The sequence below is a fragment of the Klebsiella sp. F11 genome (genome assembly GCF_056712265.1).
The window spans coordinates 2,532,502-2,556,638 of record NZ_CM160060.1; the positions used below are offsets into that span (position 1 = coordinate 2,532,502).

Annotated in this window: 23 protein-coding genes and 1 pseudogene; 15 read left to right on the top strand and 9 right to left on the bottom strand. The window is 59.1% G+C overall.

Annotation, left to right across the window (positions count from 1 at the left end; all coding sequences use genetic code 11):
* Nucleotides 1-17 precede the first annotated feature (17 nt).
* Complete coding sequence (locus AC1M2H_RS12590; protein WP_480151582.1) at nucleotides 18-1,100, bottom strand: malate/lactate/ureidoglycolate dehydrogenase; 1,083 nt, start codon at nucleotides 1,098-1,100, stop codon at nucleotides 18-20.
* A 212-nt stretch (nucleotides 1,101-1,312) separates the two neighbouring features.
* Here AC1M2H_RS12590 and AC1M2H_RS12595 point away from each other — a divergent pair, with 212 nt between their 5' ends.
* On the top strand, nucleotides 1,313-1,432 hold the full coding sequence (locus AC1M2H_RS12595) for a small membrane protein (RefSeq protein WP_480151923.1): 120 nt from the start codon (nucleotides 1,313-1,315) through the stop codon (nucleotides 1,430-1,432).
* A gap of 20 nt (nucleotides 1,433-1,452) precedes the next feature.
* On the opposite strand, the gene AC1M2H_RS12600 is transcribed toward AC1M2H_RS12595, so the two are convergent.
* Nucleotides 1,453-2,418, bottom strand: a complete 966-nt coding sequence (locus tag AC1M2H_RS12600; protein WP_480151583.1) for a helix-turn-helix domain-containing protein — start codon at nucleotides 2,416-2,418, stop codon at nucleotides 1,453-1,455.
* Nucleotides 2,419-2,814: 396 nt separating this feature from the next.
* Between AC1M2H_RS12600 and nqrC the strand changes: the two genes are divergently transcribed.
* The 8 genes from nqrC (at nucleotide 2,815) to AC1M2H_RS12640 (ending at nucleotide 11,268) form a co-directional block, all read left to right on the top strand.
* Complete coding sequence (gene nqrC, locus AC1M2H_RS12605) at nucleotides 2,815-3,591, top strand: NADH:ubiquinone reductase (Na(+)-transporting) subunit C (protein WP_480151584.1); 777 nt, start codon at nucleotides 2,815-2,817, stop codon at nucleotides 3,589-3,591.
* Nucleotides 3,592-3,716: 125 nt separating this feature from the next.
* On the top strand, nucleotides 3,717-5,639 hold the full coding sequence (locus tag AC1M2H_RS12610; protein ID WP_480151585.1) for an FTR1 family iron permease: 1,923 nt from the start codon (nucleotides 3,717-3,719) through the stop codon (nucleotides 5,637-5,639).
* 33 nt (nucleotides 5,640-5,672) lie between these two features.
* On the top strand, nucleotides 5,673-6,200 hold the full coding sequence (locus tag AC1M2H_RS12615) for an iron transporter (protein ID WP_480151586.1): 528 nt from the start codon (nucleotides 5,673-5,675) through the stop codon (nucleotides 6,198-6,200).
* 110 nt (nucleotides 6,201-6,310) lie between these two features.
* Nucleotides 6,311-7,690 (top strand): Fe-S-containing protein, encoded by a 1,380-nt coding sequence (locus AC1M2H_RS12620; protein ID WP_480151587.1) that lies wholly within the window; start codon nucleotides 6,311-6,313, stop codon nucleotides 7,688-7,690.
* 2 nt (nucleotides 7,691-7,692) lie between these two features.
* The gene (locus tag AC1M2H_RS12625) at nucleotides 7,693-8,976 is read left to right on the top strand and encodes an ABC transporter permease (RefSeq protein ID WP_480151588.1); all 1,284 of its coding nucleotides are present in this window, start codon (nucleotides 7,693-7,695) and stop codon (nucleotides 8,974-8,976) included.
* Nucleotides 8,966-10,096 carry an ABC transporter permease gene (locus tag AC1M2H_RS12630; RefSeq protein WP_480151589.1) on the top strand — a complete coding sequence of 377 codons (1,131 nt, stop codon included), beginning with the start codon at nucleotides 8,966-8,968 and terminating at the stop codon, nucleotides 10,094-10,096. Before AC1M2H_RS12625 ends, AC1M2H_RS12630 begins: the two co-directional genes overlap by 11 nt.
* A gap of 4 nt (nucleotides 10,097-10,100) precedes the next feature.
* Nucleotides 10,101-10,796 (top strand): ABC transporter ATP-binding protein, encoded by a 696-nt coding sequence (locus AC1M2H_RS12635; protein WP_426814516.1) that lies wholly within the window; start codon nucleotides 10,101-10,103, stop codon nucleotides 10,794-10,796.
* Nucleotides 10,783-11,268 carry a TlpA family protein disulfide reductase gene (locus AC1M2H_RS12640; RefSeq protein ID WP_159235813.1) on the top strand — a complete coding sequence of 162 codons (486 nt, stop codon included), beginning with the start codon at nucleotides 10,783-10,785 and terminating at the stop codon, nucleotides 11,266-11,268. The genes AC1M2H_RS12635 and AC1M2H_RS12640 overlap by 14 nt, the downstream gene beginning before the upstream one ends.
* Before the next feature lie 40 nt (nucleotides 11,269-11,308).
* On the opposite strand, the gene AC1M2H_RS12645 is transcribed toward AC1M2H_RS12640, so the two are convergent.
* The 5 genes from AC1M2H_RS12645 to AC1M2H_RS12665 all read right to left on the bottom strand — a co-directional run bounded on the left by AC1M2H_RS12645 (nucleotide 11,309) and on the right by AC1M2H_RS12665 (nucleotide 15,756).
* Complete coding sequence (locus tag AC1M2H_RS12645; RefSeq protein ID WP_480151590.1) at nucleotides 11,309-12,040, bottom strand: class II aldolase and adducin N-terminal domain-containing protein; 732 nt, start codon at nucleotides 12,038-12,040, stop codon at nucleotides 11,309-11,311.
* Nucleotides 12,041-12,045: 5 nt separating this feature from the next.
* Nucleotides 12,046-12,864: an ABC transporter substrate-binding protein gene (locus AC1M2H_RS12650; RefSeq protein ID WP_480151591.1), complete on the bottom strand. Its 819-nt coding sequence runs from the start codon at nucleotides 12,862-12,864 to the stop codon at nucleotides 12,046-12,048.
* A 26-nt stretch (nucleotides 12,865-12,890) separates the two neighbouring features.
* Complete coding sequence (locus tag AC1M2H_RS12655) at nucleotides 12,891-13,763, bottom strand: phytanoyl-CoA dioxygenase family protein (RefSeq protein WP_480151592.1); 873 nt, start codon at nucleotides 13,761-13,763, stop codon at nucleotides 12,891-12,893.
* Nucleotides 13,764-13,790: 27 nt separating this feature from the next.
* The gene (locus AC1M2H_RS12660) at nucleotides 13,791-15,311 is read right to left on the bottom strand and encodes an amino acid ABC transporter permease/ATP-binding protein (RefSeq protein ID WP_480151593.1); all 1,521 of its coding nucleotides are present in this window, start codon (nucleotides 15,309-15,311) and stop codon (nucleotides 13,791-13,793) included.
* Nucleotides 15,312-15,516: 205 nt separating this feature from the next.
* A complete protein-coding gene (locus AC1M2H_RS12665) occupies nucleotides 15,517-15,756 on the bottom strand; it encodes a hypothetical protein (protein WP_480151594.1) in 240 nt (79 codons plus the stop codon).
* Nucleotides 15,757-15,810: 54 nt separating this feature from the next.
* Between AC1M2H_RS12665 and AC1M2H_RS12670 the strand changes: the two genes are divergently transcribed.
* The 5 genes from AC1M2H_RS12670 to AC1M2H_RS12690 all read left to right on the top strand — a co-directional run bounded on the left by AC1M2H_RS12670 (nucleotide 15,811) and on the right by AC1M2H_RS12690 (nucleotide 22,173).
* Nucleotides 15,811-16,725 carry a LysR family transcriptional regulator gene (locus AC1M2H_RS12670; protein ID WP_480151595.1) on the top strand — a complete coding sequence of 305 codons (915 nt, stop codon included), beginning with the start codon at nucleotides 15,811-15,813 and terminating at the stop codon, nucleotides 16,723-16,725.
* A gap of 258 nt (nucleotides 16,726-16,983) precedes the next feature.
* Entirely contained in the window at nucleotides 16,984-17,811 is an 828-nt protein-coding gene (locus tag AC1M2H_RS12675) for a phytanoyl-CoA dioxygenase family protein (protein WP_480151596.1), read from the top strand.
* Nucleotides 17,812-18,166: 355 nt separating this feature from the next.
* On the top strand, nucleotides 18,167-19,255 hold the full coding sequence (locus tag AC1M2H_RS12680; RefSeq protein WP_480151597.1) for an ABC transporter substrate-binding protein: 1,089 nt from the start codon (nucleotides 18,167-18,169) through the stop codon (nucleotides 19,253-19,255).
* An 85-nt stretch (nucleotides 19,256-19,340) separates the two neighbouring features.
* Nucleotides 19,341-21,110, top strand: coding sequence for an ABC transporter permease (locus AC1M2H_RS12685; protein WP_480151598.1), 1,770 nt, complete (start codon nucleotides 19,341-19,343; stop codon nucleotides 21,108-21,110).
* Nucleotides 21,103-22,173, top strand: coding sequence for an ABC transporter ATP-binding protein (locus AC1M2H_RS12690; protein WP_480151599.1), 1,071 nt, complete (start codon nucleotides 21,103-21,105; stop codon nucleotides 22,171-22,173). The genes AC1M2H_RS12685 and AC1M2H_RS12690 overlap by 8 nt, the downstream gene beginning before the upstream one ends.
* 142 nt (nucleotides 22,174-22,315) lie before the next feature.
* Here AC1M2H_RS12690 and AC1M2H_RS12695 read toward each other — a convergent pair.
* Both AC1M2H_RS12695 and AC1M2H_RS12700 read right to left on the bottom strand, forming a co-directional pair.
* Nucleotides 22,316-22,396, bottom strand: a pseudogene (locus AC1M2H_RS12695) (hypothetical protein); the annotation flags it as partial.
* A 325-nt stretch (nucleotides 22,397-22,721) separates the two neighbouring features.
* The gene (locus AC1M2H_RS12700; protein WP_004862935.1) at nucleotides 22,722-22,862 is read right to left on the bottom strand and encodes a hypothetical protein; all 141 of its coding nucleotides are present in this window, start codon (nucleotides 22,860-22,862) and stop codon (nucleotides 22,722-22,724) included.
* 310 nt (nucleotides 22,863-23,172) lie between these two features.
* On the opposite strand from AC1M2H_RS12700, the gene AC1M2H_RS12705 reads away from it, so the two are divergent.
* Nucleotides 23,173-24,081, top strand: a complete 909-nt coding sequence (locus AC1M2H_RS12705; RefSeq protein ID WP_480151600.1) for a DUF535 family protein — start codon at nucleotides 23,173-23,175, stop codon at nucleotides 24,079-24,081.
* The last annotated feature ends 56 nt before the right edge of the window (nucleotides 24,082-24,137 follow it).

Here is a 24,137-nt window from a genome sequence, read left to right on the forward strand (position 1 = left end):
GGGCGCAGGGCGGGAGGTCAGGCCATTTTTTGCCGGAAGTGCTCCAGAGTTTGTGGGGCTAAACCGGCTTCCTGCGCCGCGCTGCAGATGGCCTGCCAGCTGCCCTCATCCAGCGGAATACCTCGCGCCAGCCGCTCCTGACGGTTGGCCTGTTCCCATTCTCCGGGCACCAGAATCGGGGCGTCCGGATCGTGCGGCGACTCCTTACACCAGGCGATAAAGGCCTCGGTCTGGCTCTGCATTTGCGGAGCATCGAAGGTTTCCGGGTCCAGAATAATGGTGGTCATACAGTTGAAAATGGCGTCGACGCAGGTTTGCAGGCTATCCTGGTGGGTTGTCTGGCCGCCGGATAGCGCGCCGCCGAGGATTTCGCACAGCGTCGCCAGGGCGTAGCCTTTATGTTGGGCAAAGGTCAGCAGCGCGCCCAGCGGCGAGGTCTGCATTACCGCCGGGTCGTTTGTCGGCTCGCCATGAGCATCGATTAACGAACCCGCCGGCACCGCTTCGCCTTTATGCCAGGCCACGCGGGTCTTGCCAAAGGCGATGGCGCTGGTGGCGTAGTCCAGCAGCAGCGGCGGTTGGCCCTCGCGCGGAAACACCACGCACAGCGGGTTGGTGCCGAAGCGGCTGTCCTTGCCGCGAAACGGCGCCACCATCGGGTCGCCGACGACGCTGACGAAGTGGATGGAGATCATGCCCGCCGCGGCGCACTGCTCGGCCCAGTAGCCGATGCGGCCAATATGGTGGGCGTTGCGCAGGGCCACGGCGGCCATACCGTGTCGTTTGGCTTTTTCGATACCGATCTGCATCGCCTCGTGGGCGACCACCTGCCCGAACCCGGCGTTGCCGTCGAGAGTCACAACGGCACCGGCGTCCTTCATAATGCTGGCATGGCGGTTAAGCTGCAGGTGTCCCCCGGCCAGGGAGCGCACGTAGCTCGGGATCATCCCGACGCCGTGCGAGTCGTGGCCGGCAAGGTTGGCGGCAATCAGATGGTCGGCGACGAGGGTCGCTTCGCTGGCGGCGCTGCCGAGGCGGCTGAAGAGGGTGACGACAAACTGATGCAGATCCGTAGCCTGAATACGATGTCCGGTAGGCACTGAGTCTCTCCTGTGGTGGGCGGATAGTGTTGTTATTTTGTTAGGTTTGCCGAACCATGCTGCGCTCCATATCGAAGAAGATCAAGCGTCTGCGGCGCGGCTGAAAATGAGGGGCAGAGAACAGAGTTGAGGCTGGCGTGACTGGTGGCTGAAGTGAGAATCATTATGATAAAAAGCTTATTCTAAATGATGTGGAGAAAATCATAATGAACATCAGCGTAATCATTTTAGCGATCGTCGCCGTGGCCCTGCTGGGCATTTCCGTCTATAGCCTGCTGAGCTATATTAAAGAACGCCGGGCAATGCGCTTTAAATCCTTCCGCCAGCGCTGACGCACAGCGCCAGCGGGATATTAATCTGCTTTATGATAGTTTTCGCGCCAGGCCTTCGGCGATGCGTGATATTTTTCGCGGAAGCTTTTACTGAATAACGGATGGCTGATAAACCCGCACAGCCACGAAATTTGTTCGACCCGCAGCTGAGGCGCATTTTCCAGCAGTTCGCGTGCGGCCTCTAAACGCCGCTCTTTGAGCACCGCCATGACCGAGGTTCCCTGTTCGTTGAAGGCGCGGTCAAGGCTGGATCGCGAGCAGCGGAGCGCTTTCGACAGCAGATCCGGGGAGAGATCGTGCTGCTGATAGTGCAGGGCGATAAACGATTTTGCGCTATTCACCAGATGCCCCAGCTTTCCTGATGACATTAATCCCTGCTGTTTCGCGATATCGCTCAGTACCAATAGCGCCATATTGTGCAGACCTTCGACAACGGTCGCCGTCTCTTTCTGCGACAGGCTGGCAGAATGGCTATCGAGCAGCATCATATGCGATTTCAGAAACATCGCCAGATGATGATTCTCCAGTGAAACAATCGGACTATTAAGCTTGCCGTTAAAAACTTCTTTTATTTTCTCGCTGCGCGGAATGATATAGAGCTGCTTCACGTCGTCGCTCTGATACTGATAATAGTCATTGCGCTGATGAACAATCAGCATTCCCGGATTCACCTGCGCGGTCACGGATTTCTTTCTGCCGTTAATAACCTGATGCCCCTGCACCAGCAGCGAAATATAGATCGACTGCTCTTCGACGCGATGAGGATCGAAGGTGGTCTGATTTTTAGAACCCATCGCGCTACAATAGTCGCCGGAAATAGCGGATATAGTCTTATGCGTGGCAATAATCTCTGCCGGGCGGCGGTCGTTGGCCACTTCTATCCCATAGCAGCCGAGATTTTGCGATATTTGCTGATAACGCTCTTCCGGCGCGATATCCGCCGCGCTCAAAACGTGAGGAACGTACAGCGCAGTAGGTCTGGACATGGTTCTCGCCTTTCTCAGGGTGCTGCTGGCAGGTGAATTTTTATCCCTCGATTATAAGATTACTCCTAAGAAAAACCAGAGTCCGGACGATTTTTTTATCCCTGCCGACAGGCTTCCTGCGGGCGCACGGTGCCGGCCGGATGAGGGGCGCTATCTTGTTGCCAAAAAATAGAGCGGCGGCGCGCTTAATACTATTTAATCCTTATTTAAGGGGCGTTTTTATGCGCTCTTAAATATATTTATCCGGCGCGCCGTTGGTTAATTTTGCCGGTGAAAAGCGTTTTATTTATCCGGGATGGGTCAGATGACGCCGGGCTGGACAGCGGGGCGAAAATAATTGCAAGCTATGTCGCAGGTAGCGATCGATAGGTATCGGGCAACGGGGATAATAGACTCATGGCTAAACGTAAAATTATTGTTTTATCTTTGATGGTTTTTTGTATTTTATTTTTTGCCGCCGCCGGCGGCTATTTTTTACTGCTTAAGGACAATTTTGCCGAGCCCGACGGCGATGAAACCGCCGCAGCCGTTCTCAAGGTTGCCGGACTCGATGCCGGCAGCCCGCGCGATCCGCAGGCGCAAAGAGCGCTGTTTCAGCGCCGGGTTAGCGTCCGTCAGCTTAATCTCGATAGCGGCGAGCTGCTGGCGGCGGGTAAGGGGAGCGCTGCGCAAAAACGCTGCGTCAGCCTGCCGGCGGCCGACGATCCGGCGCAAATCAGGCAGCGCTGCGCTCTGGTCGATATCTACCTCGTTCATGATAATCACAACACAATTCAGCAGCTTATTCTGCCCGTTTTCGGCAAGGGCGCGAAGTCGATGATGTACGCGCTGGTGGCCATCGATACCGACGGCCGCACGGTGAATGATCTGCTGTACTACCGGCAAAACGAGTCGCCGCTGCTCGGCGCGAGGGTGGAGGACCCGCAGTGGCTCAGGCAGTGGGCGGGTAAAAAAATACGCGATAATAACGGCCAGCCGGCGCTGAAGGTGACGCAGAATAGCGGCGGACGGCGCGACGATTATACGGTCGATGGTATTAGCGGGGCGACCTTAACCTCAAACGGCGTTGAGAAGAGTATTAATTACTGGATGGGGCCGCAGGGCTACGGTAAATTTCTCCAGCGACTGCAGCAGGATCCGGCACAATTAGCCGCCGACGCCGCGCGCTATTAACGTCGTGTGCTTTGCAATATCTGACACAAATTTTCACGCTTTGACATTTTCATGATCTGCGTCATGTACATCGAAAGCAAAAACGCCAATGATAATTATTATCATTAAATTCGATGGAAGGCGCAATGATTGCCCCCCGTTCTTTCCTGCTGGCTATGTTTTTTAGCCTCCTGTTCAGCGCCTCCGCGCTGGCGCAGACCCACTATGCCCCCTACATCGAGGATATCGAGCAGCGGCTGGATAAAACGGCGCAGCTGTACCAGCAGCAGAAAAACGACGAGGCGCGCCGGGAGGTGCAGAGTGCCTATTTCGAAGTGTTCGAAAACCTCGAAGGGCCGATTCGCATTAATTTTTCGGCGCGTAAAAGCTATGAGATGGAGAGTACCTTCGGCGACATTCGGCGGATGATTGCCGAGGGTAAACCGCAGGACGCGGTGCAGGCGCGTATCGATGGCCTGAAGCAGGCGCTGCGCGAAGTTGAACCGGTGCTGGACGGCGGGCATCGTCTGGTGGCCGAGGAGCAGCATAGCGCCTTATCGCGGGACGATATCGCGGCGCAGTGGCAGGAGAGCTTCCGCACCATCGACGATCGTCTGGCGCAGGCGGTGAGCGAGTATCAGGCCGGTCGCTACGATCTCGCCAGCCAGCAGGTCCAGCAGGCGCACTACCAGGGTTTCAAAAACTCGGAAATGGAAATCGCGGTGCGTAAGAATCGCTCGGCGAAGGAGGCGGCGGCGATTAACCAGCAGTTTACCGCCCTGATCGCGCTGACGGCGCAGCCGGAACGGCTGAACGACGTATCGTACCAGGTCACCGCGCTGCTGCAGGATCTGGAAGACCTTCTGCCCGGCCTGCCGGGCACCCGCGACGACGCGGCGCAGGCTAATCCGGCGGCGGCGGACGCCTCCGTGCCGAACGCCGACTGGGCCAGCGTGGCGGAGGGAATTAATCGCAGCATCGACGCCGCCCTGGCGCGCTATCAGCGCGGCGAAGCGGAGGGCGCCATTCAGGATATCCAGGATAGCTACTTCGACCGCTTCGAAGCCAGCGGCATGGAGAACAAAATCGGCTCCCGCGACGCGGCGTTCAAAACCACCCTTGAGGCCTACTTCACCCGCATGGTCAGCCTGATGAAGGCCGGCCAGCCGCAGGAACAGCTGACGGCGCAGGCCGCCGCCCTGGCGCAGGATCTGCAAAAAGCGGTCGCGCTGCTCGGGGAGGGGGAAGAGACCCACTGGAGCCTGCTGCTCTACAGCCTGATGATTATCGTGCGCGAAGGGCTGGAGGCGCTGCTGATCGTGGCGGCTATCGTCGCCTATCTGATTAAAAACGACCAGCGCGACAAGCTGCCGCTGATTCGCCAGTCGGTGGTGGTGGCCCTCGTCGCCAGCGTGGCGACGGCGTTTATCTTCCAGCTGCTGTTTACCAACTCCGGCGCCAGCCGGGAGCTGCTGGAGGGCATTACCATGCTGATCGCGGTGGTGATGCTGTTCTTCATGAGCTACTGGCTGCTCTCCAAAGTTGAAGCCCGCCGCTGGCAAGCCTGGCTGGAGGGCAAACTCTCCCACTCGCTGTCGCGCGGCTCGCTGGTCGGGCTGTGGCTGACCAGCTTCCTCGCGGTCTACCGCGAAGGCGCGGAAACGGTGCTGTTTTATGCCGCGCTGATCGGCGATGCGCAGGGCGTTGGCGGCCATCTCGCCATTGGCGGCGGGTTTATCATCGGCTGCGTGGTGCTGCTGGTGGCCTGGCTGGTGATGCGCTACTCGGTGGTGCGGCTGCCGCTTAAACCCTTCTTCCTGTTCACCGGCGGCTTTATGTACCTGATGGCATTCGTTTTTGCTGGCAAAGGGGTGCTGGAGCTGGTGGAGGGCAAACTCTTCCAGCCGACGCTGATCGGCGGCATTCCGGAAATCGGCTGGCTGGGCGTCTATCCCTATGTCGAAACCCTGATCCCGCAGGCGATATTGCTGATCGCGGCGCTGTTTGCGCTGTGGGTCATGCGTCGCCGCGGCCCGGCACCGGCTGAAAGTATAAAAAATAACTTCTGACTATTTTAATGTTAAGACGAGAGGATGTGCCAGATGACCTTTAAAAAGACCCTGATTATCAGCGCCACCGTAGCCAGCATTTTCACCGCCCCGGCGGCGCTGGCCTTTAAGGAGTACCCGGCGGGCGAACCGGTGACCATGAATGAGATGGAGCTTGCGGCGGTCTATCTCCAGCCGATCGATATGGAACCCCGCGGCATGGGGCTGCCGGCGGCGAAATCGGATATTCATCTGGAAGCCGACATTCACGCGGTGGAAGGGGGGAAAAACGGCTTCGGCGCGGGGGAATGGATCCCTTACCTGACCATCGCCTACACCCTGGTTAACAGCGACACCGGCGAGAAGCAGGAAGGCACCTTTATGCCAATGGTGGCCAGCGATGGCCCGCACTACGGCGCCAATATCAAAATGATGGGCGTCGGTAACTATAAGGTGACCTACCACATCGACCCGCCGTCAAAAGCCGGGATGCACCGCCATACCGATAGCGAAACCGGCGTCGGCCGCTGGTGGAAGCCGTTTGACGTTAGCTATGAGTTTAAATACGTCGGCCTGAACTAAGCCCCTGGCGTATCTGCCTATTCGCGGCGACGGACGCCGCTGCTGTTACGCAGGATGGCCCGCCGGTCATCCTGCGGCGTGTTATTTATCTGCCGTACAGAGTTGAAGTCATGAGCTATTTTTTCGTCTCAACGCTACAGGTCTTTTTCTGCATTGCGCTTCTGTCCGCCGCGCTCTGGGGGCGCGGCGACGCCCCAGCGCTGCGTCCGCTGGCCTGGACGCTGATCGCGGCGCTGGCCGCCGGCCTGCTGGCGGGGCTCTACGTTCGCGGCGGCCAGCCGCTGCAGCTGATCCTCGTCGGCGCGGAAATTCTGCTTTCGCTGCTGTTTTTGCTCAGCTTCTGGTGGGCGTCGCAGCGGATTCGCTACCTGTGGCAGGGGATTCTTGTCGCCGGCGCCGCCCGCCGCTGGGGGCTGGATCCGAACCTCAGCGGCCTGACCTCAACTCACGTCCTTAATACCGATCTGCTGCTGAACCTGACGGCGATCGTCCTCGCGCTGGCCACGCTGTGCCTCGCCGCCGCGCTCTGCGCGATGCTGCTACGGCGGATGCGCTGGCTCTACTGGCCGCTGACCCTGCTGCTGATGACGCTGCTGTGGCTGCCGCTGAGCGGAACGCTGCTGCTGCTGCTGATGAAGCTGCAGGTGATACCGCTGCTGAAGCCGCTGCTGAGCTTTGTCGCCAAAGTGACCAATAATGCCGCGCTCTATAGCTGGGCCGCCGGCGCGATACTGCTGCTGATGAGCCTGCTGTGGCTGCCGGCGCTGCGCGGCTACGCCCGGGCGGTGAAGGCCGCCGAGCGGCCGATTGAGCGCCGGCTGGCGCTGGCCGAACGCCGGGGCGCCGGCCGCCTGTGGCTGACCACCGTCGCCTGCGCGCTGGTGATTTTCGGTGGTCAGCTGTGGTGGGACCAGGTAGCCTCGCAGCCGCCGCGCTTATCCGAAGCGCAGCCGGTGACGCTAGCCGCTGACGGGCAGGTGCATATTCCTCTTGAGCAGGTCCGCGACGGGAAGCTGCACCGCTTCGTCTGGGTGGCGGACGACGGTAAAGCGGTGCGCTTTTTTGTGATCAACCGCTATCCCGACAAGCTGCGCCTCGGCGTGGTGTTCGACGCCTGCCTGCTGTGCGGCGATCAGGGGTACGTGATGGAGGGCAACCAGGTGATTTGCGTCGCCTGCGGGGTACACATCTTTATCCCGTCGATTGGCAAGCCCGGCGGCTGCAATCCGGTGCCGATCGACGGCTGGCGCAACGATGAAACCGAGCTGACCATCCCCGGCAGCGCGCTGGCGACGGGAGTGAACTACTTCTCGACGGTGCTGACCATCAAGGTTACCGACCCGGTGGACGGCTCAAGCCTGACCAATACCGCGGCCGACTTTAAATACAGCTATGGCGGTAAGACCTGGTTCTTCGCCTCCGAAGCCAACTATGACCGTTTTCGTCAGGCGCCGGAGCAGTTCGTTGCCGACGCGGTGAAGGAGGAGTAGCGATGCTGTGGCGAATGATCTACCGCTCCTGGGGGCGCAACCTGCGGCGAAAAGCGCTGGCGGTGCTGACCGTTTTTCTCGCCGCCAGCCTGATTTCGGCCCTGCTGGCGGTCTCTATCGACATCGGCGATAAGATGTCGCGCGAGCTGAAATCCTACGGCGCCAACATTCTGATTGAACCGGCGGGGCAGGCCGCGCTGCCGGCGCTGTTCAGCGAGCAAAGCAACCCGCTGGCCAGCGATGACTTCCTCGATGAGTCGGAGCTGCCCAATATTAAAGATATCTTCTGGCGCAATAATATCGTCGGCTTCGCCCCGATGCTCGGCGGCGAGGCGCAGGTTAACGGTCACGATGTCCCGCTGCTGGGGACCTTCTTCAGCCAGCCGGTGGCGATACCGGACGAAGAGGGATATGAAACCGGACAGCGCACGGTCAGCCCCTACTGGCAGGTCGTCGGAGAGTGGCCGCAGGAGCCGCCGGGGCCGCTGCCGCAGGCGCTGGTCGGCCACGCGCTGGCGCGCAGCTACGGCTGGAAGCCGGGCGATCGCCTGACGCTGCGGACCGCGGAGCGCGATCTAACCGTCGAGGTGAGCGGCATTTTATCCAGCGGCGGCGATGAAGATAAGCAGCTGGTGATGCCGCTGGCCGTGGTTCAGCGGCTGCTGGGCCTGCCGGGGAAAGTGCAGGCGATTCGCGTGTCGGCGCTCACGGTGCCGGAGAACGAGCTCTCGCGCCGGGCGCGCGAGAATCTGGAAGCGCTCAATGCCGAGGAGTATGACCTGTGGTACTGCACGGCCTACGTCTCTTCCATTGCCCATCAGCTGGAGGAGGCGATCTCCGGCGCTCAGGTGCGGCCGGTGTGGCAGGTTGCCGCCTCGGAAGGGGTGGTTATCGATAAAATTCAGCTGCTGATGGCCGTCGTAACCTTAGCCGCGCTGGCCGCCGCCGCGATGGGGATCGCCTCGCTGATGACCAGCACCATTATGGAGCGGGCGAAAGAGATCGGCCTGATGAAAGCGCTGGGCGCGCGGCAGTGGCAAATCCTGCTGCTGTTTTACCTTGAAGCGGCGCTCGGCGGCCTGGTGGGCGGAGCGTTTGGCTGCATGGCGGGATGGGGGCTGGCGAAGGTGATTGGCCTGATGCTGTTCGACACCCCGCTTAATTTTGCCTGGGTGGTGGTCCCCTGCGTGCTGGTGATTGCGGTGCTGATTGCGTTAATCGGCACCTGGTTCCCGGCGCGGCGCATTGCCCGTCTTTATCCCGTGGAGGTGCTGTATGGCCGCTAAGCGCGACATGCTGTGGCTGCTGGTGCGGCGGGCGCTGCGCCTGCGCCTGCAGCGGGTGAGCGTGGTGTTTGCCGCGCTGGCGGTGGGGGCGACCATCGTTACGGCGCTCTCTGCCGTGTGGTTCGACATTAACAGCAAAATGAGCGAAGAGCTGCGCACCTTCGGCGCCAACTTCTATATCGGCCCCGGGCACGGCACCAGCATGCCGCAGCCCGAGCTGCAGGCGATCCTCGACGCCGCGCCGCCGGGGCTTATCCACGGCGCCAGCCCGTGGCTGTACGGCACGGCGCGTACCGAGCTGGAGAAGGTGGTGATGGTCGGCGTGTGGTTCGAGTCGCTGCAAAAGCTGGTGCCCTACTGGCAGGTGAGCGGCAGCTGGATCGGCGTCAGCTTTGACGATCGCAACGCGATGATCGGCGTCAAGCTGGCGCAGCGCCTGGATCTGCGCCTCGGCGATAGCCTGACGCTGGTGGCGGGTAATCAGCGCAAAAAGCTGCTGGTCAAAGGCATCGTGGAAGCCGGAGACGCCACCGATAATATGCTGATCGTCAGCCTCGACGTTGCCCAGGGCTGGCTGCATAAGCCCGGCGTTATCAGCCACGGCCTGCTGAGCGTCAGCAACGATCTCGGCCAGGTGGATCGCTATGCCGGCCAGCTGCAGCAGCAGTACCCGGATCTCGAAATCCGCCCGGTGCTCAAGGTTTCGGTCTCCGAAGGCCAGGTGCTGGATAAAATCAAGGGGCTGATGGGGCTGGTATCGCTGGTCATCCTCGCGCTGTCGTCGCTGTGCGTGAACACCACGCTGATGGCGATCGTGGGCGAACGCGCCCGCGAGTTTGCCCTGCAAAAGGCGCTGGGCGCCAGCAACGGCGATATCATCCGCCAGATGCTGCTGGAAACCAGCATTATCACCCTCGCGGCGGTGGTCTGCGGCTGGGTGCTCGGCTATCTGCTGGCGCAGCTGCTGGGCATGACGGTATTTAATGCCAGCATCTCGCTGCGCCTGCCGGTGCTGCCGATTACCCTAGCGCTGTCTTTACTGGTCGCCGCGCTGGCGGCCATTGTTCCGGTGCGGCGCGCGGTAAGCGTTGAACCGGCGAAAGTGTTGAAAGGAGAGTAACGCCATGACCGTCACGCCCTTGCGTCAGATGGCAATTGAGACCCGTCATTTATATAAGCGATTTGGCGAGGTCACCGCGCTGGAGGATATTAATCTGTGCATTGCCCGCGGCGAGTTCGTCGCCATTATGGGGGCCTCCGGCTCGGGAAAAACGACGCTGATGAACATTCTCACCTGTCTGGATACCGCCAGCGAAGGTCAGGTTATTCTCGACGGTACCGACGCGGCGGCGCTGGACGAAGAGGGGCGCCGCGCCTTTCGCGCGCAGAAAATTGGCCTCGTTTTCCAGCAGTTTCACCTGATCCCGTTTCTGACGGCGCTGGAAAACATCATGCTGGCGCAGCACTACCACAGCGTGGTGGACGAGGCCGCCGCCCGGGCGGTACTGGCCCAGGTTGGTCTTGAGCAGCGCATGACCCATCTGCCGAGCCAGCTTTCGGGCGGCGAACAGCAGCGCGTCTGCATCGCCCGGGCGCTTGTCAACGAGCCGCCGGTCATTTTCGCCGATGAGCCGACCGGCAACCTCGATGAAGAAAACGAGCAGCGGGTGCTGGATCTGCTGACCGATCTACACCGCCAGGGGCGCACCGTGGTGATGGTGACCCACAACCCGGCGCTGGGGCAGTTTGCCGACCGCATCGTGCGGCTGCAGCACGGTAAATATTTGGGCGAAGAGGTAAACCATCATGCGCATGCCTAAGGTGATTATCATGCTGCTGCTGACGCTGCTGGTCGGCTGCAAAGAGGAGAAGCTGGCGCGCGGCGAGCCGGCGCCGGCGCTGGCGGCCTTCGATCTTCAGGATAACGCGGCCAGCCTCGAGCGCTGGCGCGGCAAGGCTATCTATCTTAACTTCTGGTCCGCCGGCTGCGGCGGCTGCCTGGCGGAGATGGATACCCTGCAGGCGCTGAGCCAGCGCTGGCCGGATAAGGTGGTGGTGGTGGCGGTCAATACCGATCCCGATAGCGTCGAGATCGCGCCGCTGCTGGCAAAGCACGGCATCAGCTATCCGGTGCTGCGCGATCGGCTGAAAATAACCCAGGAGCGCTATCAGGTGATCGGCACCCCGACGTCGGTGCTGATAGATAGCCGCGGGCGGGTGGTGGATCTGCATCAGGGCTGGCGCAAGCCGGAGGCGCTTCAGGCGGTATTCAGCCAGCTGGCGCAGCGCTAAGCGGCACCCCCGGGGCGCGCCCGGAGGTGCCTGGGGCAGTTTAGTCCAGCAGGGAAGGATCGGCGTCAATCATCAGCTGTTTCATCTCCTCAAAATGCTGACGGGAAAAGTCGCTGATTTTTTCCCAGTCGGCGGCGGTTTTCTCCGCCACTTCATCGGACAGCACCTTTAGCGGCCGGCCGGTTGACCAGGCGGTGACCAGAATCTGGCAGGCACGCTCGAGGGTCCAGATATCGTCAAACCCCTCGCCGATGGAGCCGGCGGTCACCAGCACCCCGTGATTGCCCATCAGCAGACGGCGTTTGTCCGCCAGCAGCCCCGCCAGCCGCGCCCCCTCGGCGGCGGTGTCCGCCATCCCGCCGTACAGCGTATCGACCGCCACGCGCTGAAAGTAGCGCGCGGTGTTTTGATCGATCGGCAGGATCTGCGGCTGCTCGAGGCAGGCGACGCTGGTGGCGTAAACCGGATGCAGATGCAGCACTGCCCGGGCCTGCGGCAGCCGCTGGTGAATCTGCCCGTGGATCGCCCACGCCGTGGCGTCAACGTCCGCGCGATGGGCGTTATCTTCATCGTCGGCGTTCAGCAGCAGCAGATCGCTGGCGCGAATGCGCGAGAAGTGCCGCCACTTCGGGTTGAGCAGGAACGTTTTGCCGTCCGCCGACAGGGCGGCGCTAAAGTGGTTGGCGACCGCCTCGTGCATGCCGAGGTGAGCAACAATGCGCAGCGCCGCCGCCAGATCGATACGCGTTTGTTCTTCAAAAGAGTAGGCCACGGGCGTTATTCCACTTTCGGCATCAGGTCATTGAGGTCCGCCGCGGTCGGCGGCTGGAAGTTATACTTTTTCAGCAGGGCGGCATACTCCGGCGTGGCGCTGAACTTCTTCAGCCCCTCTTCAAGCGCGGTTTTCACCTCTGCGTTGCCCTTTTTCACCCCAAAGCCGTTGAGCACCGGGTAGATCAGCGTCGTGGAGGAGATGACAATCCGGTCGCCCAGCTTGTCGACCACGCCGCGCGCCACCGCCGCATCGGTGATCTGCGCCTCCACCGCCCGCGACAGCAGCGCCTGGGTGGTCTGCGGATCGGTGGCGTATTCGCTGAGCGTAATCGGCGGCAGCCCTTTTTTCACGCAGTAGTCGGCGGAGAGCTTTTGCAGCTGCGCCAGCCACGAGGTGGCGCCCATTGAGCCAATCTTATGGCCGCAAAACTCTTCCGGCGTCTTCGGCTGATAGCTGGCGCCCTTGAGGGCGAGGATCGACTCGCCGCTTTTCAGGTACGGCACCATATCGATAACCTTCATTCGTTCGGCGGTGATATACATCGACGAGTTGGTGATATCGAAGCGTCCGCCCTGCAGGCCGGGGATCAGATTCGGGAAGCGGGTATCCAGATTGACCGCCTCGCGGCCCATCGTTTTGGCAATTCCGGCGAGAAACTCGATATCAAACCCGACGGGCTTGTTGTTCTCAATATACTCATAGGGGAAAAAGGTCATATCCGAACCGGCAATGATTTTCCCCGGCTGCTGAAAGGCCGCCTGGGCGCCAGTCGCGCCGAGTACGCCAAAGGTGCAGAGGAGCAGGGTAGTTAAGCGTTTCATAAACATATCTCCAAAGTGGGGGGCAATCACATGCTGGCAGGGTCGTTTCCGGCCTGCTGTACGAAGAATGAGGCGCCGCGCGGCTTCTGCGGCAGACGAACGTGGTTGGCGACGCTGCGTACCAGCCCGCTCTCTGTGCCGGCGACCATCCGCCCGGCGTGGACGCTGGGCAGCGGGTTATCGCCGAACGGCAGAGCGTCTTCGGCGGCGTAAACGCTGATAAACAGGGTTCGCGGCAGATCGGTTTCATTGGGGCTGGAGGCGTGGAGCAGGCGGGTATGCATAAAGCACACCGAGCCGGACGGGCCAAAGCAGGCCTCTGGCTGCTGACAGCGGGTCGCCACCACCTCGTCATCGACCGCGCCGGTAAAGCGCTCCTCCTGCCAGTGCGACCACAGCGGCCCCTTATGACTTTCCGGCACCACGTTCAGCGGGCCGTTCTCCGGCGTCACGTCGCTAACCATCAGCAGGGCGGTGATGATGTCGTCGTTGCTGTGCGGCGTGAAGAGAAAATCCTGATGCCATTTCACCTGGGTGGCGGTATGCGGCAGCTTGGAGTTAATTTTGCTGTGATGAAAGCGGGTGCCGCTGCCGCCGATAAGCTGCGCGGCAATGGCCGCCATCCGCGAATCCAGCGCGGCGCGCCGGTAGGCCGCGGAGATCTCGGTCGGCGAGCTGACGCGGCGCAGCGACGGGTGGTCGGGGCGATGATCGCTTTCGAGGTCGAAGCGCGGGCGGCCGTCCTCGGTCTCTCCCCAGGCGTCGCCGTGGCGGCGGCTCTCCTCCACCCAGCCGTCAAAATCCTGCTGAAGCCCGGCGATCTCTGAGGGGGACAACACCCCCTCAACCACCAAAAAACCCTGCTGATGAAACTGTTCGATTTGCCACTGCGCGATCATATTTTTTTCCTTTCACAAACGGAGCGGTTAAGCCAGAGAGACGTCTTTCAGGAAGGCGTCAACGCGCGGGTGGTTGCCGTCGCGCATCGCCTGGGGCGTGTCGTCACAGACCACGCGCCCCTTTTCCATAAAGACAATTCGGTCAGAAACTTTGAAAGCAAAATTCATCTCGTGGGTCACGATAACCATCGTGATCCCCTCGTCGGCCAGCGATTCGATAACCTGGAGCACCTCGTTGACCTTTTCCGGGTCCAGCGCCGAGGTCGGCTCATCGAACAGCATGATTTGCGGGCGCATCATCAGGGCGCGGGCAATCGCCACCCGCTGCTGCTGGCCGCCGGAGAGCTGGTGCGGATATTTCCACGCGTGTTCGAGCATGCCGACCTTATGCAGCAGCTCGCAGGCGCGCTGCCTGAGCTCCGCCTCCGCCGCCAGCCGGTGGTAGCGCGGGGCCAGCAGCAGGTTGCCGAATACGGTCAGATGCGGGAACAGGTTGAAGCTCTGAAAGACCATGCCAATATTCAGCCGGTGCTCGGCGTTCTCCATAAAGCGCGGCTTCTGCACTCCCTGGCGGTCGAGGTGGATAAACGGCTGACCGTTGATGCGGATCTCGCCGTTGTCGATCTGCTCCAGGCCGTTGAGCAGGCGAATAAGCGTGGTTTTGCCGGAGCCGGAGGGGCCGATCACCGACACCACTTCCCCGGGCTGGATCTGCAGGCTGACGGCGCCCAGCACTTCCACGTTGTTGTAGGCTTTATGCAGCTTCGAGGCCTGCAGCGCCGGCTGGTGATTAGCGACGGCGCTGCGGGCAGCGGCCGGGCGGGCGGCGGTGGCCAGCGCCAGCATGCCGGCGTCGACCGGACGGTTGGTTTTTCGCTGGGTGACGTCGAGCCAGCTCTCCAGCCGTTTCAGCAGGAAGTCAAAAACGGTGACGATCAGCACGTAGTAGAACGCCACCGCCGCCATGGTCTCCATCACCAGAAAGTTTTGCGAATAGAGACGCTGGCCGACCATCAAAATCTCGGTCAGGGAGATAACGGAAACCAGCGAGCTGAGCTTGACGATCGCAATATACTCATTGGCCAGCGCCGGCAGCGCCACCCGCAGCGCCTGGGGAATAATCACCCGCCGCTGGGTACCGCCGTAGCGCAGCCCTAAGGCTCGCGCGGCCTCGCCCTGGCCTTTGGCGATGGACAGCAGGCCGCCGCGATGGATCTCGGCGACGTAGGCCGCTTCGCTGAGCACCATCGCCAGCAGGCCGGCCCAGAAAGGATCGTTGAGCACCGCCGCGAAGGAGGGCACCGCCTGCGGCAGGTTATAGACGAAAATCAGCAGCACCAGCAGCGGCAGGCTGCGAAACAGCCAGATATAGAGCCGGGCGGGGACGTTAAAGAGCCTGCGCGGCGACTGCTTGGCGAGGGCGAGAATAAAGCCCAGCACAATACTGCAACCCCAGGTCAGCAGACTCAGTTTAATGACGGTCCAGGTGGCCTGCCAAAAATCCGCGTCGCTGAGCAGACTTAACATGTAGTTCCAGTTAAACATCATCGGCTATTTCACTCGCCATAATTAACGGACATGAAGGCGATGCCGATGTTCTAAAATGGGGCATCGCCGGTATTTATCGGGCAATTACACTATGCTGGTACTCTTCGCCATCAGGCAATTAGTAAATTTTTGGTCTTTAAGTTTAAAAAAACTATATAGGCAGATTAACTTCAATAAATTTAAAGCAATAAGTGAGAAACAAGGACTAAACATTAAAAAAACAATTGCTGTTATTGGCCAACGAAATTGCCGGGTAAATCGCCGGTTGTGCAATATTGGGGCGCGCGGAGGATTTATTTGGTGCATTGTGATTCATATTGGTGCAGTTGATCCGCAGACGCCGCGTTTTAATTATCGTCGCCGGCCTGGCGAGATAAATAATTCCTTCGCCCCACGGGGAAAGTTCCCCTTTATCGGGGAATGGCACGATGCTTGCAATCGGCATATCAGGAAACTATGCCGTTTCCGCGTATGACAATATTTCATAAAAGGTAAGGCTATGACGCGATTCACGCTCAAACAACTTAAATACCTTGTGACCGTTGTGGAGACCGAAAGCATCGCCGAAGCCTCCCGACAGCTGCATATTGCCCAGCCGTCGATCTCGATTGCGATAAAAAACCTTGAGAGCACCTTCGAACAGCAGCTGTTTATTCGCCACCACGCGCAGGGCGTTTCGCTCACCCCCTGCGGGCGTCGCTTTTACGAGAAGGCTAAAGAACTGCTGCGCCTCTCCTGGGAGTTTGAGCAAAACTCGCGCGCCGACAGGGAGCTGGTTTCCGGCACCATTTCGGTGGGCTGCTTTGAGTCCGTGGCGCCGCTGTATATGCCAAAGCTGGTGGCCGGGTTTAAAAAGATGTATCCCGAAATAACCCTCCAGCTCTACGACGGCGAGCAGCACGAATTAATGCACGGCCTGCATCGCGGTCGTTTTGATTTAGCCCTGGTCTACGATCTGGAATTAGGCCACTCGATCAGTAAAGAGACGCTTAATGCGCCGCATAAGCCCTATGCGTTATTACCGGCCAGCCACCCGCTGGCGCAAAAAAAGAGCGTTACGCTGCAGGAGCTAAGCCAGGAGCCGATGATTTTGCTCGATGCGGTACCGAGTAAAAATTATTTTATTACCATTTTTAAAGAGAAGGGCTATCACCCGCAGGTGGCCTACAGCTCGCCGTCAATTGAAATGGTGCGCTGTATGGTCGGCCAGGGGTTAGGTTTCTCGGTATTAGTCACCCGGCCGCTTTGCGATATAACCTACGACGGCGAACGGCTGGTGCAGCTGGATATTGAAGATCAGATGCCGGCTTCGACCTTAATTATGGCGCACCTCGCCAATAATGAACCCACCCGGCCAACGCAGCTGTTTATGGACTATTGTCGCAGCATTGAGTTAACTCCGGCGCTGGCTTAGCCAGCGGCGCATAACGCGGAAGATATCTGTTGTCACGCGCCTGAGAGCCTGGCGCGTGGCTATTTTATTTGTCATTTTGAACCCGGACAGCGCTCGACAAAATACTAACGCCCGATGAGACAGGCCCTAAGGCTCATAAATTTCTATTACGAGAATCGTTTTATAATAATTTACCATTCGCTGTTGGCTAAATAACCTGAGTCCGCTGACGCCCGGCGTCATCAATCCAATCATTTATCCAGCACAGGACGGTTAGCTATGCACAATCAGCGTTCTCCGCAGATCGACCGGCAGACGATCGATACCTATCAGACGGATGGAGTGGTGTTACTCAAAGGCGTATTCACCCCGTGGATCGACGGCCTGGCGAGCGGCGTGGCGGAACTGATGGCCAGCCCCAGCGAGTACGGGCATGCCAGAACCGTGGTGCCGAAAGACGGCTCCGCGCCTTTTTTCCAGGATTACTGCAACTGGGCACGGATCGCCGATTTTGAGCAGTTTGTCAGGCAGTCTCCGGCGGCGGAGATCGCCGCCGCCCTGATGCAATCGACTACGGCGAAATTTTTCCACGAGCATACCCTGGTCAAGCCGGCCGGCGGCAGCACGGTGACCCCCTGGCATCACGATCAGCCCTACTACTGCGTTGAGGGGCGGCAGAACGTCAGCTTTTGGATCCCGCTGGACCCGGTTGCTCAGGAGATTTCACTGCGCTGTATCCGCGGCTCCCATCTGTGGGGCGAGGAGTTCAGCCCGACCCGCTTCAACGGCTCAAAGCTCTACCAGCACGGTCGCTTTAAGGAGCTGCCGGATATTGACGCTCATCAGGATGAGTACGATATCGTCAGCTGGGCGCTGGAGCCGGGCGACGCGGTGGCCTTTCACTACCGGACGGTGCACGGGGCCAGAGGTAACGCCACGGCCCGGGCGCGGCGGGTCTTCTCCGCCCGCTGGGTGGGCGACGACGCCACCTTTGTGGACCGCGGGGGCGTGACCTCGCCGCCGTTCCCGGAGCTGACGCTAAAAGATGGAGACGCGCTGGTTTCACCGCTGTTCCCGCAGGTCTGGCCGCGCGAAGCGAGGGGCTAATATCGCCGGGCGGCGGGAGTTGACGGCGGATAAATATATTTCCGCTAGCGGTTTTGCGGCGGGCTGATTATTTTCCGCCTCCTCGACGCTAAATCGGCGCCATTTTGCCGCCCGCTGAAGGATGATCGCCCGGCGCTAAAACTTCGGCTTAATCTTTTCTGCATATTTCATCTTCACCGGAGCTGGCGGCAATTTTGCCGCCAGGTGGCTTATCCGCCGACGCCGCGCTAAATAAGAGTTAAACTCCGCCAGCATCACAAAAGCCAGAAAAAAACCGCCCCCGGCTTTGCAAGCGGCGAACCCCTCGCTATATGTTAAATTTGTGTTTAATAAATGATGCTTAGGGGTTGGTTTTATGTATAAGAAAATTGGTGGGTTAGTGGTTTCACTGACGGCACTCTTCTCCGGCTCCGTTTTGGCGGAGCTGCCTCAAGGCTACCCGGCTGAATATCAAAAGGTGGTTGAAGGCGGAAAGAAAGAGGGCAAGGTTGTTATCTATTCAACGACGGATACCAAAGCGGCTGGCCCGTTAATTAAAGGGTTTGAGGCGCAGTACCCCGGTATTAAAGTTGAATATAACGATATGAACAGCACCGAGCTGTATAACCGCTACATCAGCGAGCAAGCGGCGGGGGGCGGCAGCGGGGACGTGGTTTGGAGCTCATCGATGGATACGGCGCTGAAGCTTGCCACCGACTACGCCGAAGAGTACGCCTCGCCCGAGCTGGACAAGCTGCCTAAGTGGGCGGTCTGGCAGCAGAAAGCCTACGGCACCACCTATGAGCCGGTGGTCTTTATCTACAATAAGCGGCTGATTCCGCAGGGCGACGTGCCGGATTCCCATACCGCGCTGGCGAAGCTGGTTGCCGGCCAGACCGACAAATTTAAAGGCAAGGTCACCACCTACGATATCGAAAAATCGGGCCTCGGCTTTATGCTGGCGGTGCAGGACAGCAAGGCCGATGCCAGCTATTTCAGCAACCTGGCGGGAATGGCTAAAGGCGGCCTGACCGTGCAATCCTCCACCGGGACCATGATGGAGCGCGTCTCCTCGGGGGAAAACCTGGTTGGCTTTAATATCCTCGGCTCCTACGCCGAAGCACGCGCCAAAACCGATCCCTCCCTCGGCATCGCCTATCCCAAAGACTACGTGCTGGTACTTTCCCGGGTCTCGTTTATTACCGCCGACGCCGGGCATCCAAATGCCGCTAAGCTGTGGTTTGACTACGTGCTGTCAGAGAAAGGGCAGAGCATTCTCGCCAGCCAGGCCGATATTCCCTCTATTCGTAACGATATCGAAGGCAAAAATGACATCGACGGCATGACCAAAATGCTGGGCGATGCGCTGAAGCCGATTCCGGTGGATGAAACCCTGCTGGAATATCTGGAACCGAAAAAGCGTCTGGAATTTATCAAACAGTGGCGTGAAGCGGCGGCAAAATAATTCTCCCGCGGCGCGACGTTTCTCGATGCCGCGCCCGTTAATACCCGGCAGGCTATCGTTAAACGCCTGACCGAAGGGATTGCATATGAACGTATTACGCCGAAAATGGCAGGGGCTGCCGCGCGGTATTGTGGTGCTGATTGCGGCATTAGCAATCTATGTCCCACTGTTATTTATTGTGGTGCAGAGCTTTCTCTCGGCGCCTTTTTTTGCGCGCTCGAAAGCGTTCAGCTTCGAAGCCTTCGAATTTATCTTTACCGATCCTGATTTTTATCTGGCGCTAAAGTCCGGCTTTGTTCTGGCGTTCGGCCTGGTGGCGATCGCGATCCCGCTCGGCGGGATCCTCGCGTTTTTAATGGTCCGTACCGATTTGCCCGGCCGGCGCTTTATTGAACCGCTGATCCTGGTGCCTATTTTCGTCTCGCCGATGGTGCTGGCCTTTGGCTACGTGGTGGCGGCGGGGCCGGTTGGCTTCTTCTCGCAGTGGGCCGAGCGGCTGCTGGGCTTTGTGCCGTGGAACATCTACTCGATGTTCAGCATCGTGGCCATCGCCGGGCTAACCCACGTCCCGCACGCCTATCTCTATATCTCGTCCGCCCTGCGCAGCGTCGGCTCCGACGTCGAGGAGGCGGCGCGGACGGTAGGCGCTTCGCCGCTGCAGGTGATGACCTCCGTCAGCCTGCCGATGGTGCGCCCCTCGATCCTCTACGCCTGCGTGCTGCTGTTTTTCCTCGGGCTGGAAGTGTTCGGCCTGATGCTGGTGCTCGGCGACCCCGAAGGCAATATGGTGCTGGCGACCTATCTCTATAAGCTGACCAATAAGCTTGGTACTCCCTCTTACCACCTGATGGCGGCGGTGGCGGTGGTACTCATTTGCATCACCATTCCGCTGGTGATGCTGCAGCGTCGGCTGATGCGCACCGCCAATCGCTTTGTCACCATGAAGGGGAAAGCCTCCCAGGCGCGGGCGCTGCCGCTCGGCAAGTGGCGCTGGGTTGCCGGCGTAGTGGTGGTGCTGTGGCTGACGGTGACCATCGGCGTCCCGCTGCTTGGCGTGGCGATGCGGGCGTTTATTTCCAACTGGGGCGTCGGCGTGTCGCTGTGGGACGAGCTGTCGCTGGCGACCTTCCGCAATATCTGGCAGCAGCCGAACCTGCTGCGGGCGATCGTCAACTCGATGGCGATCGGCATTTTTGGCGGTGCGCTGGCGGTCGTCTGCTATCTATTTGTCGGGATCGCCATGCACCGTAAGCCGGATAACGTGACGCGCTTTCTCGACTATAGCGTGCTGGTGCCGCGCGCGGTGCCGGGGCTGCTGGCGGGGCTGGCGTTTCTGTGGATGTTTTTATTCCTGCCGATGTGGCTCGATCAGTCGCTAAAAAACGGCTGGCTCTCGGCGCTGCCGGTGGCCGACTGGCTGCGTGAGCACCTCATCGTGCAGCTGCGGGCGCTGCGCAATACCATTTTCAGCGTCTGGCTGGCCTACACCGTGGTGTGGATGGCCTACGGGCTGCGCCTGATCTCCTCGACCCTGCTGCAGGTGGCGCCAGAGCTTGAGGAGGCGGCCCGCAGCACCGGCGCCTCGCGGGGGCAGGTGACCCGCCACGTCACGGTGCCGCTGTCGCGCTACGGCCTGATCGGCTCGTGGCTGCTGATGTTCCTGATCTTCGAGCGCGAATATTCCACCGGGGTGTACCTGCTGTCGCCGGGAACGGAAACGATCGGCTCGATGCTGGTCTCGCTATGGGCGGCGGGAGCGATTGATATCGTCGCCGCGCTCTCGTTTATCAATATCCTGCTGGTGGTCGTCGGGCTGGGTATCGCCCTGCGCTTTGGAGTGAAATTACATGATTGAGCTATCCGTAGAAAACCTGCATCTCACCTATGGCGACAACCCGGTTCTGAAAGGGGTATCGATGGAGCTCAGGCGGGGGGAAGTGGTGTCGCTGCTCGGGCCCTCCGGCAGCGGGAAAACGACTCTGCTGCGCGCCGTCGCCGGGCTGGAGAAGCCCACCTCCGGGCGGATTACCATTGGCAAAACCTCGGTTTACGACGGTAATCCGCGCAGCGAAATCCCCGCCGAGGAGCGCAATCTGGGGCTGGTGTTCCAGTCCTACGCCCTGTGGCCGCATAAGAGCGTATTTGAAAACGTCGCCTATCCGCTCAAGCTGCGCAAGGTCGCCAGCGGCGAAATCGGCCAGCGGGTGCAGGCGGTGCTCGACCAGCTCGGCCTGGGACATCTCGGCAGCCGCCATCCCCATCAGCTTTCCGGCGGCCAGCAGCAGCGCGTGGCGATCGGCCGGGCGCTGGTCTACAACCCGCCGGTTATCCTGCTTGATGAACCGCTCTCCAACCTCGACGCCAAGCTGCGCGAAGAGGCGAGGGTCTTCCTGCGCGAGCTGATTATCAAGCTCGGGCTCTCGGCGCTGATGGTCACCCACGATCAGAATGAGGCGATGGCGATTTCCGACCGCATCCTGCTGCTGAACAACGGGGTGATCGAGCAGCAGGGCACGCCCCAGGAGATGTACGGCAATCCGACGACGCTGTTTGCCGCCGAGTTTATGGGCAGCAATAACCGCCTGCTCGGTAAGATAACGGCTCTTGAAAACGGCCGGGCGCGCATCGAAGGCGCCAGCTGGGCGCTGTGGGGCATGGCGGGAGAGGGGGTCAGCGTCGGCCAGCAGGCGACGGCGGTGATCCGCGTTGAGCGCCTGCGTTTCGGCTCCTCGCCGGAAGACAACACGCTTGAGCTTCCGCTGCTGACCAGCATGTATCTTGGCGACCGCTGGGAATATCTGTTTCGCACCCTCGGGGATGACTTTGCCATTCGCGTCTACGGCTCGGCGCTGCGTGACGCGGAGCATTGCCATATTACGCTCCCCGCCGACGATCTGTGGATTTTCCCGACGCCTTAGATCGGCGGTATAACACCGGGCGCGGGGCGAGGCCGCCTGCGCCCGAAAACGAATAGGATCCGCCGGTGGCTATTTCTTTACGCGGCCATCGGCCCGGTTATTTTGCTGTGAGCAAGACACAATCAGCGTCGGGCATTTAGGATTAGGCGGCGTTTCTGGATGATGACTGGAAGAGTTTATGGCAGTAAGGGCAGATCAGCTGGGCGCCTTTTTGGACTCGGCTAAAGCTATGTTCTGATTCCTGGGAGCAGTTAGGGCAGGCGCATTTTACAAGTTAATTACGGCGAGTTTTCGAGTCTTTTCGATCTGACATATAATTTTTTCCTGATGTAATGGCCTGCAACCATACATCATTCTGCTGGCAATAGCTCGCAATGATTTCGCCGCTGGAAAATAAGCGCCTGAAAGAAAGGGATAAATCGCGGGCCTATCGAAACATCATTATGCTGTCTTGCTGGTTTTTATGCGGACCCCTCATACCGGCAGGGCGTTACTTTTCGGCGCGGCGAAAGGCATAAAAAAACCGGCCTGGCCGGCCGGTTTAGAAATCAGATTTTGCAGGCGTCGCCGCAATCATCATCGGCAACGATCGCCTCGGCTTTCTTATCCGCGTCTTCAAGGCGTTCAGCGTTACGCTCCTGCGCCTCTTCCAGACCGCTAAAAACCAGGTTGTCGAGATCGATTTCCATGAGTTACCCACTTTAGTTCAGTTTTGACCGTGGCCAGATTATAGGGCAAAACGAGCGAGGGGGCACCTCATGCCGTCGTTGACAGCACGTAGCGGTAACCCGCGCCCGTTCCCCTCAGCAGGCGATGAATAATAAAGCCGACTGCTAATAATGAGAGTTGACAGGTGGGCTTAATTTAATTTCAGGTTTTGCAGAATGATTACCTGGCTATTTATTAAATGAAAGGACAACGAACGGGTAACTAAGCGTTGACTTGCATGATTTGTGATATTATTTCTGCGATTATGGTTGATTATATGGATATTGATCGATGGCTCTAACAGCAGCAGTCGCCATCAAAGAGTGGCGAAAAAATAATAAACTCATTTGTAATGTTAAACTCAAATATAAGAAGGTATTACGTCGATGCAGAGAAATACCTCTGGCAGGGGGCAAATATAGGGAATACCGGGCGCTGTGTGATAAATACGTTTGCGCCAGATTAACCGGCGCCACGGAGGGGCTGGTCAGCTTTCAGGATAAACCCTTCAAAGCCTATTTAAATAAGAAGTTGTCAAAGAGAACTAAACTCGATATCGCCTACGGCTCGTTGATTTTTATGGAAAAAACCTTTCCTGAAACGATCATGCCGCAGCTGTATAACGTCAAAGAGTTTGGCCTGACGGTAGCGACCGTTCCGCTGAAAAATGGTACCCGCATTGATGTTAAGCTGCTGGCATCGCCTTTTCAGGAGGAGGGGGAGCTGATGCTGTTAATGCTTCTCGATAACAGACGGATCTACAGTCTCTGTTTTTCCTGTACCGCCGATGGCCGTGCTTATATTGGCGGAATTCAGGGTGGTAAAGACGCGACCAATGATGAAATTAAAGTATTGACCAAGGAGCTTTACGGTATTCGCCCTAAAAATTTAATTATCACCCTGCTGTACGCTTTTTTACAGCACTGTAATATTAAAGAGATCTATGCGGTTGACGGTAATTTCCACGTTAAAAGCGCCAATGTAATGACTAATTACGCGGCGCTGTGGCTGGAAGTGGGCGGTGAGCCGCAGCGTCGCGGTTGGTATAAACTGCCGGCGCAGGAAATAAAGAAAAGTCTTGAAGAGGTCAAAAGCAAACATCGCAGCCAGTTTATTAAGCGTGAAAGTTTGAAGGAGCTGGTGCAGCATGAGCTTGCGGCCTCAATGCGCCAGCTTGGCGGGCCTCTTCGCGCCGGTTAATCTGCTGCGGCGGGTTTGCCGGTCGACAGGGGGCTGTTGACCGGCAGATCGCCGAA

Excerpts from the sequence above, each read along its gene's own strand:
- AC1M2H_RS12660 (WP_480151593.1), bottom strand. The coding sequence starts at position 15,311 with ATGATGTTTAACTGGAACTACATGTTAAGTCTGCTCAGCGACGCGGAT.
- AC1M2H_RS12685 (WP_480151598.1), top strand. The coding sequence starts at position 19,341 with ATGAACGTATTACGCCGAAAATGGCAGGGGCTGCCGCGCGGTATTGTG.
- AC1M2H_RS12615 (WP_480151586.1), top strand. The coding sequence starts at position 5,673 with ATGACCTTTAAAAAGACCCTGATTATCAGCGCCACCGTAGCCAGCATT.
- AC1M2H_RS12675 (WP_480151596.1), top strand. The coding sequence starts at position 16,984 with ATGCACAATCAGCGTTCTCCGCAGATCGACCGGCAGACGATCGATACC.
- AC1M2H_RS12650 (WP_480151591.1), bottom strand. The coding sequence starts at position 12,864 with ATGAAACGCTTAACTACCCTGCTCCTCTGCACCTTTGGCGTACTCGGC.
- AC1M2H_RS12620 (WP_480151587.1), top strand. The coding sequence starts at position 6,311 with ATGAGCTATTTTTTCGTCTCAACGCTACAGGTCTTTTTCTGCATTGCG.
- nqrC (WP_480151584.1), top strand. The coding sequence starts at position 2,815 with ATGGCTAAACGTAAAATTATTGTTTTATCTTTGATGGTTTTTTGTATT.
- AC1M2H_RS12665 (WP_480151594.1), bottom strand. The coding sequence starts at position 15,756 with ATGCCGATTGCAAGCATCGTGCCATTCCCCGATAAAGGGGAACTTTCC.
- AC1M2H_RS12610 (WP_480151585.1), top strand. The coding sequence starts at position 3,717 with ATGATTGCCCCCCGTTCTTTCCTGCTGGCTATGTTTTTTAGCCTCCTG.
- AC1M2H_RS12630 (WP_480151589.1), top strand. The coding sequence starts at position 8,966 with ATGGCCGCTAAGCGCGACATGCTGTGGCTGCTGGTGCGGCGGGCGCTG.
- AC1M2H_RS12690 (WP_480151599.1), top strand. The coding sequence starts at position 21,103 with ATGATTGAGCTATCCGTAGAAAACCTGCATCTCACCTATGGCGACAAC.
- AC1M2H_RS12670 (WP_480151595.1), top strand. The coding sequence starts at position 15,811 with ATGACGCGATTCACGCTCAAACAACTTAAATACCTTGTGACCGTTGTG.
- AC1M2H_RS12680 (WP_480151597.1), top strand. The coding sequence starts at position 18,167 with ATGTATAAGAAAATTGGTGGGTTAGTGGTTTCACTGACGGCACTCTTC.
- AC1M2H_RS12640 (WP_159235813.1), top strand. The coding sequence starts at position 10,783 with ATGCGCATGCCTAAGGTGATTATCATGCTGCTGCTGACGCTGCTGGTC.
- AC1M2H_RS12700 (WP_004862935.1), bottom strand. The coding sequence starts at position 22,862 with ATGGAAATCGATCTCGACAACCTGGTTTTTAGCGGTCTGGAAGAGGCG.
- AC1M2H_RS12600 (WP_480151583.1), bottom strand. The coding sequence starts at position 2,418 with ATGTCCAGACCTACTGCGCTGTACGTTCCTCACGTTTTGAGCGCGGCG.
- AC1M2H_RS12635 (WP_426814516.1), top strand. The coding sequence starts at position 10,101 with ATGACCGTCACGCCCTTGCGTCAGATGGCAATTGAGACCCGTCATTTA.
- AC1M2H_RS12625 (WP_480151588.1), top strand. The coding sequence starts at position 7,693 with ATGCTGTGGCGAATGATCTACCGCTCCTGGGGGCGCAACCTGCGGCGA.
- AC1M2H_RS12705 (WP_480151600.1), top strand. The coding sequence starts at position 23,173 with ATGGCTCTAACAGCAGCAGTCGCCATCAAAGAGTGGCGAAAAAATAAT.
- AC1M2H_RS12655 (WP_480151592.1), bottom strand. The coding sequence starts at position 13,763 with ATGATCGCGCAGTGGCAAATCGAACAGTTTCATCAGCAGGGTTTTTTG.